Here is a 15,536-nt window from a genome sequence, read left to right on the forward strand (position 1 = left end):
TCCGATGGCTGCCAAGGAAGTCAAATTCCATTCCGACGCCCGCGAGCGCATGCTGCGCGGCGTCAACATCCTCGCCGATGCGGTGAAAGTCACCCTCGGCCCGAAGGGCCGGAACGTCGTCATCGACAAGTCGTTCGGCGCGCCGCGCATCACCAAGGACGGCGTCACCGTCGCCAAGGAGATCGAGCTTGAGGATAAGTTCGAGAACATGGGCGCCCAGATGGTCCGCGAGGTCGCTTCGAAAACCAGCGACATCGCCGGCGACGGCACCACGACGGCCACCGTGCTTGCCCAGGCGATCGTTCGCGAAGGCGCCAAGGCCGTCGCCTCGGGCATGAACCCGATGGACCTGAAGCGCGGCATCGACAAGGCGGTGGATGCGGTCGTCGCCGAACTCAAGACCAATGCCCGCAAGATCACCAGAAACGACGAGGTCGCACAGGTCGGCACCATCTCGGCCAATGGCGATGCCGAGATCGGCCGCTTCCTGGCCGAGGCCATGGAAAAGGTCGGCAACGAAGGCGTTATCACCGTCGAGGAAGCCAAGACCGCCGAGACCGAGTTGGAAGTCGTCGAAGGCATGCAGTTCGACCGCGGCTATCTCTCACCCTACTTCATCACCAACCAGGACAAGATGCGCGTCGAGCTCGACGAGCCCTATGTGCTGATTCATGAGAAGAAGCTCGGCAACCTGCAAGCGCTGCTTCCCGTGCTCGAGGCCGTGGTCCAGTCGGGCAAGCCGCTGCTGATCATCGCCGAGGATGTCGAGGGCGAGGCTCTGGCCACGCTGGTGGTCAACAAGCTGCGCGGCGGGCTGAAAGTCGCCGCCGTCAAGGCTCCGGGCTTCGGCGACCGCCGCAAGGCCATGCTGGAGGACATCGCCATCCTCACCGGCGGCACCGCCATCAGCGAGGATCTCGGCATCAAGCTGGAGAATGTCACGCTGGAGATGCTCGGCCGCGCCAAGAAGGTCGCGATCGAGAAGGAGAACACCACCATCGTCGACGGCGCCGGCAAGAAGGAGGAGATCCAGGGCCGCGTCGCGCAGATCAAGGCGCAGATCGAGGAGACCACCTCCGACTATGATCGCGAGAAGCTGCAGGAGCGGCTGGCCAAGCTCGCCGGCGGCGTCGCAGTGATCCGCGTCGGCGGCGCGACGGAAGTCGAGGTCAAGGAGAAAAAGGATCGCGTCGACGATGCGCTGCACGCCACCCGCGCCGCGGTCGAGGAAGGCATCCTGCCCGGCGGCGGCGTTGCCCTGCTCAGGGCGGCCAAAGCGCTCGACGCGGTCGCGGTCGACAATCCCGACCAGCGATACGGCGTCGATATCGTGCGGCGCGCGATCGAGGCTCCGGCGCGCCAGATCGCCGAGAATAGCGGGGCGGAAGGCTCGATCATCGTCGGCAAGCTGCGCGAGAAGACCGACTTCGCCTTTGGCTGGAATGCCCAGACCGGCGAGTATGGCGACCTCTACAAGCAGGGTGTGATCGACCCCGCCAAGGTCGTGCGCACCGCGCTGCAGGACGCCGCTTCGGTCGCCGGCCTGCTGGTCACCACCGAGGCGATGGTGGCCGAAAAGCCGAAGAAGGAAGCCGCCCCGGCCGTGCCGGCCGGCGCCGGCATGGACTTCTGAGATAGATGGGAGCCCGCTCCCGATTACGGGAGCGGGCGTTTCACCAGAACTTGGGAGGCCCTTATGAACATGATGAGCGCAGATGGCTCGATTGCCGCGCCGACGCATCCGGCAAGCGAATTCCTCGCCTATGAAGCCGAATGCCGGAACGCGCTGAAGCCGCTGCTGGCAGGTCTGCTCGACGCGGCCGAAGCCGCCGGATGGAACCGGCGGACCGTCGCCTCGACGCTGATGTTCCTTGCCGCGCAGCAGGTATCGGCTACCGAAACATCGGCGCGAAGCTGAGCGAAGTCGGCCCCGCCACGGCGGGTCCGTCCGACTCTGTCGCGATGGGATTGGGCGAAGGGAATTGCAATTGCCATGATTGCAGGACGCTTGCGGGAATGCCTGAGAAGCTTGCGATGGGAAGCCAGCGACCTGGCGCAGGAGCTTGGCTGTTCCAGGACCGATGCGACGCGCTGGATCGAGGGGCGCGCGCCGGTGCCGCTGGCGGTCGCCGCCTGGATCGAGGCCCTGGTCAAGGCGCATAAGGCGCTGCCGCCGCCGCGCCTGAACCAGCAGATTTCAGCGACGCACACCACGCCTGCGGGCCTGGTCAATGTGCAGGCCTTCACCGGCACAGGCCAGCCGCGGCCGCACGGCGTAGTCCTGCAACCGCCCTATCCGCGCCGGCATGCGCTGGCCGGGGCGACCGGCCTTCGCCCGGGCAACGTGGGCATCCACCGGAAAGAGGGTCCAGACCATGAACCACGACCGCTTTGAAGAGCCTGTCATGGTGCTTGTCGGCATGGGCTTGCCGGCGCGGCTTGAGACCGTGGCGGAAGCCTATGCCCTGCTGCAGGATTGGCCGGTCGCGGGCAGGAGCAGCGCGCATGCGATCGCGCTCAACGCCTGCAAGGCCGGCATTGCCGGCGAGATCGACGCAGAAACGGTGCGGGCAACCCTTGTTGCCTTCGCCCGCCGCCACGATATTCTGGCGCCGGACATGGCTTCGCTGGCGCCCGCAGTGCTGGCAGGGCGCGCGTCCACAAGCAACAATGGCTGAAGATTTGAAGCCCGGCGCGTTTTGGCGCGGCGGACAAACGACCAACCCAGGAATTTTGAATGACGACTGACACCAAGACGGCGGAAACCAGAACATTCGAGGCGGACGTCTCGCGGCTGCTGCACATGATGGTGCATTCGGTCTATTCGGACCGGGATGTCTTCCTGCGCGAGCTGATCTCCAACGCGGCGGATGCCTGCGAGAAGCTGCGCTTCGAGGCGGTGAGCCGTCCCGAGCTTCTGGGCGACGATCCGAAGCCGCGCATCACCATTGCCGCCGATCCGGACAATAAGCAGCTTTCCGTCGAGGATAACGGCATCGGCATGAGCCGCGACGAGATGGCGGAAGCGCTGGGCACGATCGCGCGCTCCGGCACGCGCGCCTTCATGGAGCGCGTCGAGGCCGGCAAGGCGGCGGAGGATACGCAACTCATCGGGCAGTTCGGCGTCGGCTTCTACTCGGCTTTCATGGTCGCCGACCGGGTGGACGTCATAAGCCGCCAGGCCGGCAGCGAGGAGGCTTTCCGCTGGTCGTCCGACGGCAAGGGCACCTATGAAATCGCGCCGGTGCCGCTCGAGGCGGCGCCCAAGCGCGGCACGCGCGTGGTGCTGCACCTGATGGAGGACGCCTCCTCCTACACCGCGCCCTACAGGCTCGAAGGGCTGGCGAAGTCGCAGTCGGGCCATGTGCCGGTGCCGATCACGCTTGTCGAGAAGCCCGGCGCCGAGGCGCGCGACATCGCAGACGGCACGGCGCTCTGGGTGCGGCAGAAGAGCGAGATCAAACCGGAGGAATATACCGATTTCTATCGCAGCGTCGCCGGCCAGTATGACGAGCCGGCCTCGACCATTCATTTCCGCGCCGAAGGCCGGCAGGAATACAGCGTGCTTGCCTTCGTGCCCGGATCGCGGCCGTTCGACCTGTTCGACCAGGACCGCAAGGGCCGCATGAAGCTCTATGTGCGGCGCGTCTTCATCACCGACGATGCCGATCTGCTGCCGCGCTACCTGCGCTTCGTGCGCGGCGTGGTCGACTCCGCCGACCTGCCGCTCAACGTCTCGCGCGAGATGATCCAGGAAAGCCCCCTGCTCGCCGCGATCCGCAAGGGCGTGACCAACCGTGTCTTGGGCGACCTTGCCAAGACCGCCGAAAACAATGCCGAAGCCTACACAAAGATCTGGGAGAATTTCGGCGTCGTCCTCAAGGAAGGCCTCTATGAGGATTACGAGCGGCGCGAGCAGTTGCTGAAGCTTGCCCGCTTCCGTTCGACTGCTTCGGGCGAAGGCTGGCGCAGCCTTGCCGACTATGTGGCGGAGATGAAGGAGGGCCAGAAGGCGATCTTCTTCATGGCCGGCGACGACCGCGCCCGGCTGGAGGCCTCGCCGCAGCTCGAAGGGTTTCGCGCGCGCGGCATCGAGGTGCTTTTGCTCACCGATCCGGTCGACAGTTTCTGGGTGACGATGGCGCCGGAATTCGACGGCAAGCCGTTCAAGTCGGTGACGCAGGGCGCGGCAGAGCTTGCCGATATCCCGCTGCCCGACGATGCGGCGAAACCGGATGCCGAGACGTCATCCGACATCGCGACGTTCCTTGCCTTCGTGAAGACTACACTTGGGGACGAGGTGTCGGACGTGAAGGCCTCCGACCGGCTGACCGAAAGCGCCGTCTGCCTCGTCGCGCCCGAGCATGGCCCGGACCGCCAGTTCGAGCGCCTGCTCAATGCTGCCGGCCGGCTCGACAAGGCCGCCAAGCCGATCCTCGAGATCAACCCGCGCCACGAGCGCGTGGCGGCGCTGGCAAAGCTCGGCGATGGTGACAGGGCGTTCAAGGAGGACGCCGCGCATCTGCTCTACGACGAAGCCCGCGTGCTCGACGGCGACAAGCCGGCCGACGCCAAGGCGTTCTCGGCGCGTCTTGCGCGGCTGATCGATCGGGGGTTGGCGAAGGGGTGAATGAGGGCGCCCATACCGATATGCGCCGCCCATACCTCGTCATCCTAGGGCGAAGCAAGGAGCGCAGCGACGCGCGCAGACCCTAGGATCCATGCCATGACGCTAAGGCGCTGCAACAGTTACAGAATTCTGCACTGTTGAGCTCTACGGCATGTGTCACGGCATGGATCCTCGGGTCAAGCCCGAGGATGACAAATGGAGGGGCGGCGCCGCCAAACACGATCGGAGGCTGGCACATTGCCAATGACCCGCTAAGCTCTATCGTAGTCTCGCGGATGAGCGGCAGGAGCTCCGATGAAGCGCATCGTTCTGGTCAGGCATTCGGAAGAGCCGGGCGACGATCATGTCCAGACGACGCTTGAGGCGAATGGCCATGCGGTCACGACCGCCATGCCGTTCAAGGGCGAGCGGATCGATCTCGAAAATGTCGACGGGGCGGTGATCTATGGCGGGCCGTTCAATGTCTTCGACACCGACAATCATCCGTTCCTCGATCACGAAGCCGCGCTGATCGAGCATTGCCTGGACAACGACCTGCCGCTGCTGGGCATCTGCCAGGGCGCGCAGCAGATCGCCTGGTATCTCGGCGCCGATGTCCGCCCGATGGAAAGCGGCATCAGGGAGTTCGGCTATTTCGAGATCACGCCGACGGCGGAGGCCGGCGACTTCCTCGATCGGCCGCTCTTCCTGCCGCAGAACCATTTCCACACCTTCGACCTGCCGTACGGTGCGGTGCACCTCGCCTCGAGCGAGATTTTTCCCAACCAGGCGTTCCGCATCGGCGAGAAGACCTACGCCTTGCAGTTCCACGCCGAGCAAGGCCCGGCAGGCTTCAGGCGCTGGCAGGAGCGGCAAGGCGCGCCCTATGGAACGCTCGGCGCGCAGGACCGGGACGAGCAGGACCGGCTGATGGAAGCCCACCACGCGGCGCAGCTTGCCTGGTTCAGCGGCTTCGTGACCAAGCTGTTCGGCTGAGGCGCCTGGTGGCAACCGCGTTAAGCCGTGACGGTCTGGACGGCTTCATCCTTCGGCACAAAGTGAGGCTTCGCGCATGAACATAGACGGTCACTGCGATCCGCGTTTTGCCGGCGTGCGCGACGCGTTTGCCTGGTGTTTCGCCCAAGACCTCGAACATGGAGGTGGCGTCTCGGTCGTGACCGGCGGCAAGACGGTCGTCGAGCTTTGGGGCGGCCACGCCGATGCCGCACGCACGCTGCCGTGGCGGCGTGACACGCTGATCAATGTCTGGTCTTGCACCAAGGGCGTCGTGGCGCTGGCGATCGCCATGCTGGTCGAGCGCGGCAAGCTGGACTATGCCGCACCGGTCGCGCACTACTGGCCGGAATTCGCGGCCGGCGGCAAAGAGCGCATCACCCTCGATCAGGTGATGTCGCACCGGTCCGGGCTGAACGGCCTTGCCGTGCCGATGGACGAGGCAGGCCTGCTCGCCTGGGCACCCTATACGGACGCGCTTGCCGCCATGGCGCCGCTGTGGGAGCCCGGCAGCCGCTGCGTCTACCACGCGCTCAGCTACGGCCACCTTGCTGGCGAGGTGCTGCGGCGCGTCGACGGGCGCAGCGTCGGCCGCTTCGTCGCGGAAGAGATCGCGGGACCGCTCGGGGCGGATTTCCATGTCGGCCTGGCGGAGCCCGAGGATGCCCGGGCAGCCGAGATGATCGAAGGCCCGAAGACGTCAGACTGGGTCGAGTTCGTGCGCGCCTCTCCGTTTCCCCACGCATGCGACAACCCGGCGCCCCGCGCCCTGGCGCCCAACGACCGAGCCTGGCGCGCCGCCGAGGTGCCGGGCGGCAACGGCCAGTCCACCGCCCATGCGCTGGCCCGCATTTACGGCATGATGGCGGCAGGTGGGACTTTTGAAGGCAAGCGCCTGATCGGCCGTGCGGCGATCGAAGAGGCCGCATGGCCGCGCTTTCGCGGCATGGACGACAGCTTCGCGCTGCCGACTGCCTTCGCCGCCGGCTATCAGATCGAGGATCCTGTCTATGGAGGCCGCGCGTCGCCGCAAACCTTCGGCCACACCGGCTGGGGCGGCGCCATCGGCTTTGCCGATCCCGGCGCCGGCGTCGGGTTCGGCTACGTCACCAACCGCATGCTGGGGTTCGACGATGTGGACCCGCGCCGCAAGGCGCTCATCGACGCGGTCTACGGCGCGCTCTGAATAAGATCGCTACCCTCTCAGCCCCGGCGCTTCCTGGCCGGTGCGCGCGACATATTCGGTGTAGCCGCCGCCATAGGTGTGGATGCCATCGGGCGTGAGCTCCAGCACGCGGTTCGACAGCGCCGCCAGGAAATGGCGGTCATGCGAGACGAAGAGCATCGTCCCTTCGTACTGCGACAGCGCCTCGATCAGCATCTGCTTAGTGGTGATGTCGAGGTGGTTGGTCGGCTCGTCGAGCACCAGGAGGTTGGGCGGGTCGAACAGCATCAGCGCCATCACCAGCCGCGCCTTCTCGCCGCCTGACAGCACGCGGCACTTCTTCTCGATCTCGTCGCCGGAAAAGCCGAAGCAGCCAGCAAGCGCTCGCAGCGGCGCCTGGCCGGCCTGCGGGAAGTTATCCTCCAGCGTCTGGAAGACGGTGCGCTCGCCGTCGAGCAATTCCATGGCGTGCTGGGCGAAATAGCCCATCTTGACGCTGGGACCCCGCGCGACGGAGCCTTCGTCCGGCTCGAAGGCGCCTGCGACCAGTTTCAGCAGCGTCGACTTGCCGGCGCCGTTGACGCCCATGACGCACCAGCGCTCGCGGCGGCGGATCTGGAAGTCGAGGCCTGAATAGATATTGCGGCTGCCATAGGATTTGTGGATGCCCTTCAACGTCGCCACGTCCTCGCCGCAGCGCGGCGCCGGCTGGAACTCGAAGGCCACGGTCTGGCGGCGCTTCGGCGGCTCGACGCGGTCGATCTTGTCGAGCTTCTTCACCCGGCTCTGCACCTGCGCGGCATGCGAAGCGCGCGCCTTGAAGCGCCCGATGAAGGCGATCTCCTTGGCCAGCATCGCCTGCTGGCGCTCGAACTGCGCCTGCAGCTGCTTGTCGGCGAGAGCCCGCTGCTCTTGGTAGAATTCGTAGTTGCCGGAATAGGAGGTGAGCGCGCCGGCGTCGATCTCGATGATCTTGTTGACGATGCGGTTCATGAACTCGCGGTCGTGCGAGGTCATCAACAGCGCGCCGTCATAATCCTTGAGGAATTTTTCCAGCCAGATCAGGCTTTCGAGGTCGAGATGGTTCGACGGCTCGTCGAGCAGCATCACATCGGGCCGCATCAGCAGGATGCGGGCAAGCGCGACGCGCATCTTCCAGCCGCCGGAAAGTTTTGAAACGTCGCCGTCCATCATCTCCTGGGAAAAGCCGAGGCCGTCCAGCACCTCGCGGGCGCGGCCATCGAGCGCATAGCCATCGAGTTCCTCGAAGCGGTGCTGCAACTCGCCGTAGCGCTCGATGATGGCGTCCATCTCGTCGGCGCGCTCGGGATCGCCCATGGCGTGCTCCAGCTCGCGCATCTCCGCGGCCACGGCGCTCACCGGTCCGGCGCCTTCCATGACTTCCGCGACGGCGCTCAATCCCCCCATGTCGCCGACATCCTGGCTGAAATAGCCGATGGTGACGCCGCGATCGACCGAGACTTGGCCCTCGTCCGGCTGCTCCTCACCGATGATCATGCGGAACAAGGTCGTCTTGCCGGCGCCGTTCGGGCCGACCAGCCCGACCTTCTCGCCCTTCTGCAAGGCGGCCGAAGCTTCGATGAAGACGATCTGTCGGCCGTTCTGCTTGCCGATATTTTCGAGACGGATCATGGGACGGTCCGGGAAACTGCGCTGATGTGGCGGGATTTGCCCGGGCGTGTACGCGAATGAGGGTGCCGAGGGAAGAGGCAGAAGCGCCGCAGGATGAAGGTTCCTCGCCCCCACGAAGTGGGGGAGAGGTGGCTCGGCGCAGCCGAGACGGAGAGGGGGAGCGCCCTACGAAGACCCCCTCTCCGTCCGCTTCGCGGACACCTCTCCCCCGCCTTTGGCGGGGGCGAGGAACCCAAGCCTTCGGAAGTCGGCGGGACAGCGCCCCCCTCTGCCCTGCCGGGCATCTCCCCCACAAGGGGGGAGATTGAGCGCTCCGTCGCCGCGCCTACTTCGCGTCGTGGAAGATGATCCCCACCGTATGCCGCCGCCCCGACCGCAACCGGCTGACGCCATGCCGCAAATTCACCCGATAGTACCCCTTGGTGCCCTGCACCGGCCGGTTATGCACCGCAAATACCACTGCGTCGCCGCGCTTGAGCGGCACCACCTCGGCGCGGCTTTGCATGCGCGGGCGCTGTTCGGTGAGCACGAACTCGCCGCCGGTAAAATCCTCGCCGGGCTCGGACAACAGGATCGCCACCTGCAGCGGAAAGGCGAGCGCACCATAAAGGTCCTGGTGCAGGCAGTTGAAGTCGCCGGGGCCGTATTGCAGCAGAAGCGGCGTCGGCCTCGTCTGGCCTTCGTCGTGGCAGCGTTTCAGGAAAGCGGCGTGGTCAGCAGGATAGCGAAGCGCCACGCCCATCTTCTCGTTCCAGTCGTTGGCGACCGTGGCCAGTTGCGGATAGAGCGCAGTGCGCAGACCCTCGATCAGGTCCGGCAGCGGGTAGTTGAAGTAGCGGTATTCGCCTTTGCCGAAGCCGTGGCGGGCCATCACCACATGGCTGCGGAAATGCTCCACATGCGGATAGAGGCCGGCGATGTCGGCGCATTCTTCCGCCGACAGCAGGCTGGGCATGACGGCGCAGCCATGGGCGTTGAGGTCGGAGACGATGCCGCGCCAATCCTGCGCGGCGACGCGGGATTCGGCCGAGCGACTGGCACGTTTGGTGTTCAGGGAGTGGATGGTCATGAATTGGCTCCTTCGCTTGCCATCAAAGTGGGGCGAAGGCCGATGCGGGGCCACCCGATTCCTGCGGAGGTGGGTGCCTACGATGGAACTGCTGATCTCCCCCCTTGCGGGGGAGATGGCCGGCAGGCCAGAGGGGGGTGTGAAGGAACGCAACCCTCTCTGGCTTGTCCTTTCCAAGCGAAGCAGCTTCCGGAAGCTGTCGCTATTTGCGCGGATAAGCAGGCGGGACAGCACCCCCCTCTGCCCTGCCGGGCATCTCCCCCGCAAGGGGGGAGATTGGCTCTCTGTCGTCTCAGCCTTTTCTGCTATACCTCTCCAGCTCCGGATCGAGATCGACCTTCACCGCACCGGTGAACACGCAGGTCGCGACCATGATGCCGGCGAAGGCTGTGAGGTTGACCAGCAGCGTTTCGTCATAGCGCGATTTGAGCGCGGCCCAGGTCTCGTCCGGAACGGCGTTGGCATCGGCCGCGACCGCTTTGCCGAATCCGATCAAAAGCGCCTCATCCGCGGTGAGCTCGATCGCCTCGGGATCGAGGCCATTGTCGATGAGCGCCCTGCGGAAGAAGGTCACGGGGACCTCGGCATGCTTCGTCTCGGCAATCTCCTTGGAGAACAGCCAGATAGCTCGGTCGTCGAGTGTGGGCTTGAGAAGGTCGCGCAGCGTGAACCATTCGGCGTAGATGCGGTGGGCGGCCGGCGAATGCAGCAGGATGCGTTTCATGTTGGTCATGCGGCCGCGCAGCCTAAGCTCGCGGTCGTGCTCGGCGCGGATCTCGTCGGAGGCGGTGGCGTAGTCGATCGCGGAGAGATGCGCCATCGGCCTCACCCGAGCGTCGCGTGCAACATCGGCGCGCCGCGCAGCGTGTTGGAGACGGTGCAGATGTCCTCGGCGTCAGCCAGGATCCGCTCTTTCGTCGCGGCGTCGAGATCGCCGGTGATCTCGAGCTTGATGTTGAATGCCTCGACCCGCGAGGGCTCGTCCTTCGCCTTCTCGCCGCCGACATCCGCCCTCACCTCGCCCAGCCGGTCGGCGACGCCGAGGCGGGTTGCGGCGATGCGGGCGCTGAGCACCATGCAGGCGGCCAGCGAGGCGTAGAGCAGATCGAGCGGATTGAAGCCCGGCGCGCTCACCTGGGTGACGACGTCGATCGTGCCGCCGGTCGGCGTGGTGACGACCGGCAGGCCGCCCGGCGGCATGACGGCAAGCGCGCCAGTGTTGCGGGTTCTGATCTTCAGCTCGCTCATTGCAAAATCCTTCCGGCCGGCATGGCTGACAGATCTGTCATAGCGGGCATGAATTCAACAGGGCAATCGCTGAATGCAAAGGAGGCAACGCGGGCGGGCGCAAGCCTCTTGGAACCGGTCGCCGCGCTTATTCCCCCCTTGCGCTGCTTATGCCAGCCCCCGCAGCACCTGCTTCTGAACCTTGCCCGACGCCGTGCGCGGCAGCGCTGCCACCGCCCGGAATTCCTTGGGCACCTTATAGCGGGCGATGTGCGCGGCGCAGTGGCTGACCAGCGCCTCGGAGTCGAGCGCGCGGCCGGGCCGCAGCACGACGAAGGCGCGGCCGACCTCGCCCCAGCGCGCGTCGGCGATGCCGATCACCGCCGCCTCGGTGATGTCGGGATGGGCAAGCAGCGCCGTCTCGACCTCGGCCGGGAAGACGTTCTCGCCGCCGGAGATGAACATGTCCTTGCGGCGGTCGACCAGGGTCACGAAACCGTCGTCGTCGCGCCGCGCCATGTCGCCGGTGCGGAACCAGCCGTCCGCGCTGAAGGCGCTCGCCGTCTCGTCCGGCCGGTTCCAATAGCCCGGCGTGACGTTGGGGCCGGCGAGCCAGATCTCGCCCGTGTCGCCCGGCGCGACATCGTTGCCGGCGTCATCGACGATGCGCAGCGAAACCGACGGCGCCGGCAGGCCGGCGGACCCCGCCTTGACGGCAATGCGATCCGCCTGCTGCGGCACGCAGAGCACAGTGCCGGCTTCCGTCATGCCGTAGCCGTCGGCCATGAGCACGCCCTGCTGGAGCCACCAAAGCACATCCGCGGCGGGGTTCGGCGCGCCGCCGGTGAAAAGGGCCTTGAGCGACGTCCAGCGCGCGGGCGCGAAGCTTGCATGCTCGCGCAGCATCTTCGCCATCTGCGGCACGCAGAAATAATGGGTGACGCCGAGCGCCGGATCGGCCAGCCGGCGATTGGTGGCGCCGGCGTCGAAGCCGGAGGAGATCAGGACCGTGCCGCCCTTCAGCAGGACGGGGCGAAGATTGGTGATCAGGCCGATGACATGAAACATCGGCGCGTCGCAAAGGACGATGCTGTCATGGCCGACGCGGCCGACGACACCGAAATTGACGGCGGTGGCGAAAGCGTTGGCCTCTGTCACGATGACGCCCTTGGGCCGGCCCGACGTGCCTGAGGTGTAGAGGATGATCGAAGGCCGGTCGGCTTCCGGCAAGGGACGGCGCGGCGCCGGCGCCGCCGCTTCCACCGCCGCCGCGAAGCGTACGACCGCGACAGGCATGCAACCGGACGGCGCTGCGATGTCCAGGTCGGCGTCGTGCACCAGAAGCAAGGGACCGCAATCGGCAAGGATAGCCTGGCACTCGGGCACGGCGAGCCGCCAGTTGACCGGCACGAAAATAGCGCCAAGACGCATCGCGGCCTGTTGCAGGATGACGAGGTCGGCGCTGTTGCGGGCGAGCGCGGCGATCCGCTGCCCCTGCCCGATGCGATTGTTTTCGAGCACAGCGACCGCGCGCTGGATGGCGTCGTCGAGCGCCGCGTAGGTCCAGTTGCGCCCGGATGCGAGGTCGACGCAAGCGAGGCGATCTGGCTGCGCCCGGGCATGCAGGGCGACAGGGTCGGGTGTCGTCCAGGCCGGCATTTGCGTTCTCCTCCCGTGTCACGCGCCGTATCAGTTGCCGGCCGGCATCTGTGCCGTCACGGCGTCAGGTCATTCCGGATCATCTCGCCTTGTCGTAGGCGCCGAGGCCGGGCTTGTAGCTCTTTTCGTCGATGAACTGGCGGATGCCTTCCTTGCGGCCTTCATTGTCGAAGGAATTCGCCGCCTCCTGCGCGCGCACCAGATAGTCCTCGGCATTGTCGTAGGTCATCTCGGCGACGCGGCGAATAGCATCCTTGGTCGCCTTGAGCGCGACCGGGTTCTTCTTCAACAGGACCCCGGCCACTTCGGCGACGCGCGCCTTGAGCCCGCTGAGCGGCACGCTCTCATTGACCAGCTTCCAGGCCGCCGCCTTGCGGCCGTCGATCAGTTCGCCGGTCAGCGCGTGATACATGGCATCGCGCATGGATAGGAGATCGACCACCACCTTGGTGGCGCCGCCGCCGGGCAGGATGCCCCAGTTGATCTCGGAGAGCGCGAACTGCGCCTCGTCGGCGGCAAAGGCGAGGTCGCAGGCAAACAGCGGGCCGTAGCCGCCGCCGAAGCACCAGCCATTGACCATGGCGATGGTCGGCACTCGGTACCAGCGCAGCCGCCGCCACCAGCCATAGGCTTCGGATTGCGCCTTGCGCACCGCGCCCAGGCCTTTCGCCTCGGTCTCGCGAAAATATTCCTTGAGGTCCATGCCGGCCGACCAGGCGGCGCCCTCACCTGACAACACCAGAACGCCAACATCGTGCCGGAATTCGAGCTCGTCGAGAACCTGCATCATGCGCCGGTTGAGCGTCGGGCTCATCGAGTTGCGCTTGGCCGGCCGGTTGAAGCGCACCCAGGCGATGCCGTCCTCGACATCGAAGGCAACCGCGTCTTCGGTTTCACTGGTCTTCCCGGTCATGCCGATCTCCTCCTCCGATTGCTATGCTGCATAGCTTTATCTTTGCTATGTCGCATAGTCTTTTTGCCTTGACAAGGGCATGGCTTGCGGCGATCGATCGGGCATGGATGAGACCAGGGTTCGCGATGTCCCCGACGAGGACGCGCTCGACGCACAGATCGGCTACAATTTGCGGCGCGCATCGGCGCTGGCGCTCAACGATTTTTCCGTGGAGATGGCGGAAGCGTCACTGCGGCCGGTGACCTATGCCATGCTGGCGCTGATCGACGAACGGCCGGGCATCCGCGCCGCCGAGCTCTGCCGGCTGCTCGGCATGAAGAGCGCCAACATGGCGCCGCTGCTCGCCGAGTTGGAGGAGCGCGGCCTGATCGAGCGCGACGATCATGCGGAGGACAAGCGCGTGCGGAAACTCAGCCTGACCGGGGCGGCCAAGGCGGCAATGCCCGCCTGGCGGCTCAAGGTGCGCCGGCACGAAAACCGATTCCTGCAGCGTCTCAGCAGGAAGGAACGGGCGACGCTGCTGCGGCTGCTGCGCCTGATCTGGACAGACGAGGCGGAGTGAGCGCGCCGCGCTCCCACTCAAGCAAAACAATCCGATGACGGCGCATTCTGCCGGGTCGAGTCAAGCTACTGCGCAGAGGGAACATCGGAGAGGCTGGCGGGACAGTTCCCCTCTGCCCGGCAGGACAGAGGGGGTGTGAGGGACGGGCTTGCTTCACGCCCTCACCGCGTCAGATCCAGCGCCGTTGTCAGGTCGCCCATCGGCGGCTGGTCGTGGTTGCGCAGCGCCTTGTCGCGGGCGACGATGCCTTGCAGCACCGGCAGGTCGCAGCGGTTGGTGATGAAGCGCAGGATCGAGGTGGTGTCGTACTGCGTGAGCGGGAAAGCCGGTCATCAATCCGTTGCACCCGGTCCTTACGTCGCGAAGGAAACTTGGCGAAAGAAATCAAGGATGTCGCGGAAGACGATGGGATTGAGGAATCACGCGATCGCCCTTGTGGCGGCTTCGACCGTCGGCTTCACCGCGCCTGCCGGCACGGCTGAGCCGTCGGGAGTCCATCCTGGTCCCATGTCGCGCCAGGAAGCTTATGCGCGGGCCGAAGTGCTGACGGCGCTTGGGCGGAAGATGTTCTTCGACCCTTCGCTGTCGGCATCGGGCAAGCAGGCCTGCTCGTCCTGCCACGATCCCAACCACGCCTTCGGACCGACCTCGGCCTCGCCGGTCGAGATGGGCGGAGCCAAGCTCGACCAGCCCGGCGTCCGCGCGGTGCCGTCGCTGCGCTATTTGCAGGCGGCGCCTGCCTTCACCGAGCATTTCCACGACTCCGAGGACGAAGGCGACGAAAGCGTCGACAACGGCCCGACCGGCGGCCTGACCTGGGATGGCCGCGCCGACCACGGCAAGGACCAGGCGAGGATCCCGCTGCTCTCGCCCTTCGAGATGGGCAACAAGGACGAGGCCCAGGTGGCCGCCAGCCTGCGCAAGGCGCCCTATGCAGAGGCCTTCAAGGCTGCCTTCGGCGCCGATGTCTTCGACAATCCGCAGGACGCTTTCGACGCCGCGGTGGAAGCGCTCGGCACATTCGAGCAGAGCAGCGCCGATTTCTATCCCTATTCCAGCCGCTACGACGCCTTCCTTGCCGGCGAGGCGCAGCTTTCGGCGCAGGAAATGCGTGGACGCATGCTGTTCGAGGACGAGGCGAAGGGCAATTGCGCGAGCTGCCATCTCAGCGAGCCCGCCAATGACGGCGAGCCGCCGCAATTCACCGACTACGGACTGATCGCGATCGCCGTGCCGCGCAATCCGGCCATCCCCGCCAATGCCGATCCGGATTACTTCGACCTTGGGCTGTGCGGTCCGCTGCGCACCGACTTCAAGGGCCGCACCGAATATTGCGGCCTGTTCAAGACGCCGACGCTGCGCAACGTGGCCTTGCGCAAAAGCTTCTTCCACAATGGCTATTTCCACACGTTGCGCGAGGCGGTCGCCTTCTACGCCAGCCGCGACACGGATCCCGGGCGCTGGTATCCGAAGAGGGCCGGCGGCACAGTGAACAAATTCGACGACCTGCCAAAGACCTACTGGCCGAACCTCAACACCGACCCGCCCTTCAACGGCAGAAAGCCCGGCGACAAGCCGGCGCTGACCGACGCCGAGATCGACGACATCGTCGCCTTCCTCGGAACGCTCACCGACGCCGACCAGGCGGGACAGTGAGGCTCAGCC

Annotated in this window: 15 protein-coding genes; 9 read left to right on the top strand and 6 right to left on the bottom strand. The window is 66.0% G+C overall.

Annotated elements, in window-relative coordinates:
* The first annotated feature begins 4 nt into the window (after positions 1-4).
* The 7 genes from groL to CK230_RS04105 all read left to right on the top strand — a co-directional run bounded on the left by groL (position 5) and on the right by CK230_RS04105 (position 6,809).
* On the top strand, positions 5-1,633 hold the full coding sequence (gene groL / locus CK230_RS04075) for a chaperonin GroEL (protein ID WP_095815929.1): 1,629 nt from the start codon (positions 5-7) through the stop codon (positions 1,631-1,633).
* Positions 1,634-1,696: 63 nt separating this feature from the next.
* Positions 1,697-1,918 carry a hypothetical protein gene (locus tag CK230_RS04080; protein WP_095815930.1) on the top strand — a complete coding sequence of 74 codons (222 nt, stop codon included), beginning with the start codon at positions 1,697-1,699 and terminating at the stop codon, positions 1,916-1,918.
* Between the two features lie 75 nt (positions 1,919-1,993).
* Entirely contained in the window at positions 1,994-2,395 is a 402-nt protein-coding gene (locus CK230_RS33005; RefSeq protein WP_176480006.1) for a hypothetical protein, read from the top strand.
* Positions 2,376-2,678 (top strand): DUF982 domain-containing protein, encoded by a 303-nt coding sequence (locus CK230_RS04090; RefSeq protein ID WP_095815931.1) that lies wholly within the window; start codon positions 2,376-2,378, stop codon positions 2,676-2,678. Before CK230_RS33005 ends, CK230_RS04090 begins: the two co-directional genes overlap by 20 nt.
* 59 nt (positions 2,679-2,737) lie before the next feature.
* Positions 2,738-4,630: a molecular chaperone HtpG gene (htpG, locus tag CK230_RS04095; RefSeq protein WP_095815932.1), complete on the top strand. Its 1,893-nt coding sequence runs from the start codon at positions 2,738-2,740 to the stop codon at positions 4,628-4,630.
* A 294-nt stretch (positions 4,631-4,924) separates the two neighbouring features.
* Complete coding sequence (locus CK230_RS04100) at positions 4,925-5,605, top strand: gamma-glutamyl-gamma-aminobutyrate hydrolase family protein (protein ID WP_095815933.1); 681 nt, start codon at positions 4,925-4,927, stop codon at positions 5,603-5,605.
* Between the two features lie 76 nt (positions 5,606-5,681).
* Positions 5,682-6,809, top strand: coding sequence for a serine hydrolase domain-containing protein (locus CK230_RS04105; protein WP_095815934.1), 1,128 nt, complete (start codon positions 5,682-5,684; stop codon positions 6,807-6,809).
* Positions 6,810-6,818: 9 nt separating this feature from the next.
* Here CK230_RS04105 and CK230_RS04110 read toward each other — a convergent pair whose 3' ends face one another.
* The 6 genes from CK230_RS04110 to CK230_RS04135 form a co-directional block, all read right to left on the bottom strand.
* Positions 6,819-8,441 (bottom strand): ABC-F family ATP-binding cassette domain-containing protein, encoded by a 1,623-nt coding sequence (locus CK230_RS04110; protein ID WP_095815935.1) that lies wholly within the window; start codon positions 8,439-8,441, stop codon positions 6,819-6,821.
* 325 nt (positions 8,442-8,766) lie between these two features.
* Entirely contained in the window at positions 8,767-9,510 is a 744-nt protein-coding gene (locus CK230_RS04115) for a 2OG-Fe(II) oxygenase (protein ID WP_095815936.1), read from the bottom strand.
* Between the two features lie 292 nt (positions 9,511-9,802).
* Positions 9,803-10,330, bottom strand: coding sequence for a hypothetical protein (locus CK230_RS04120; RefSeq protein ID WP_095815937.1), 528 nt, complete (start codon positions 10,328-10,330; stop codon positions 9,803-9,805).
* A 5-nt stretch (positions 10,331-10,335) separates the two neighbouring features.
* Positions 10,336-10,758, bottom strand: coding sequence for an OsmC family protein (locus CK230_RS04125; RefSeq protein WP_095815938.1), 423 nt, complete (start codon positions 10,756-10,758; stop codon positions 10,336-10,338).
* Positions 10,759-10,905: 147 nt separating this feature from the next.
* Positions 10,906-12,396, bottom strand: coding sequence for an AMP-binding protein (locus CK230_RS04130; protein WP_095815939.1), 1,491 nt, complete (start codon positions 12,394-12,396; stop codon positions 10,906-10,908).
* A gap of 79 nt (positions 12,397-12,475) precedes the next feature.
* On the bottom strand, positions 12,476-13,309 hold the full coding sequence (locus tag CK230_RS04135; protein ID WP_095815940.1) for a p-hydroxycinnamoyl CoA hydratase/lyase: 834 nt from the start codon (positions 13,307-13,309) through the stop codon (positions 12,476-12,478).
* A 103-nt stretch (positions 13,310-13,412) separates the two neighbouring features.
* On the opposite strand from CK230_RS04135, the gene CK230_RS04140 reads away from it, so the two are divergent.
* Positions 13,413-13,871, top strand: coding sequence for a MarR family transcriptional regulator (locus CK230_RS04140; protein ID WP_095815941.1), 459 nt, complete (start codon positions 13,413-13,415; stop codon positions 13,869-13,871).
* A gap of 390 nt (positions 13,872-14,261) precedes the next feature.
* Positions 14,262-15,527: a cytochrome-c peroxidase gene (locus tag CK230_RS04145; RefSeq protein WP_095815942.1), complete on the top strand. Its 1,266-nt coding sequence runs from the start codon at positions 14,262-14,264 to the stop codon at positions 15,525-15,527.
* Positions 15,528-15,536 lie beyond the last annotated feature (9 nt).

Source organism: Mesorhizobium sp. WSM3859, from assembly GCF_002295065.1.
Lineage (GTDB): Bacteria > Pseudomonadota > Alphaproteobacteria > Rhizobiales > Rhizobiaceae > Mesorhizobium.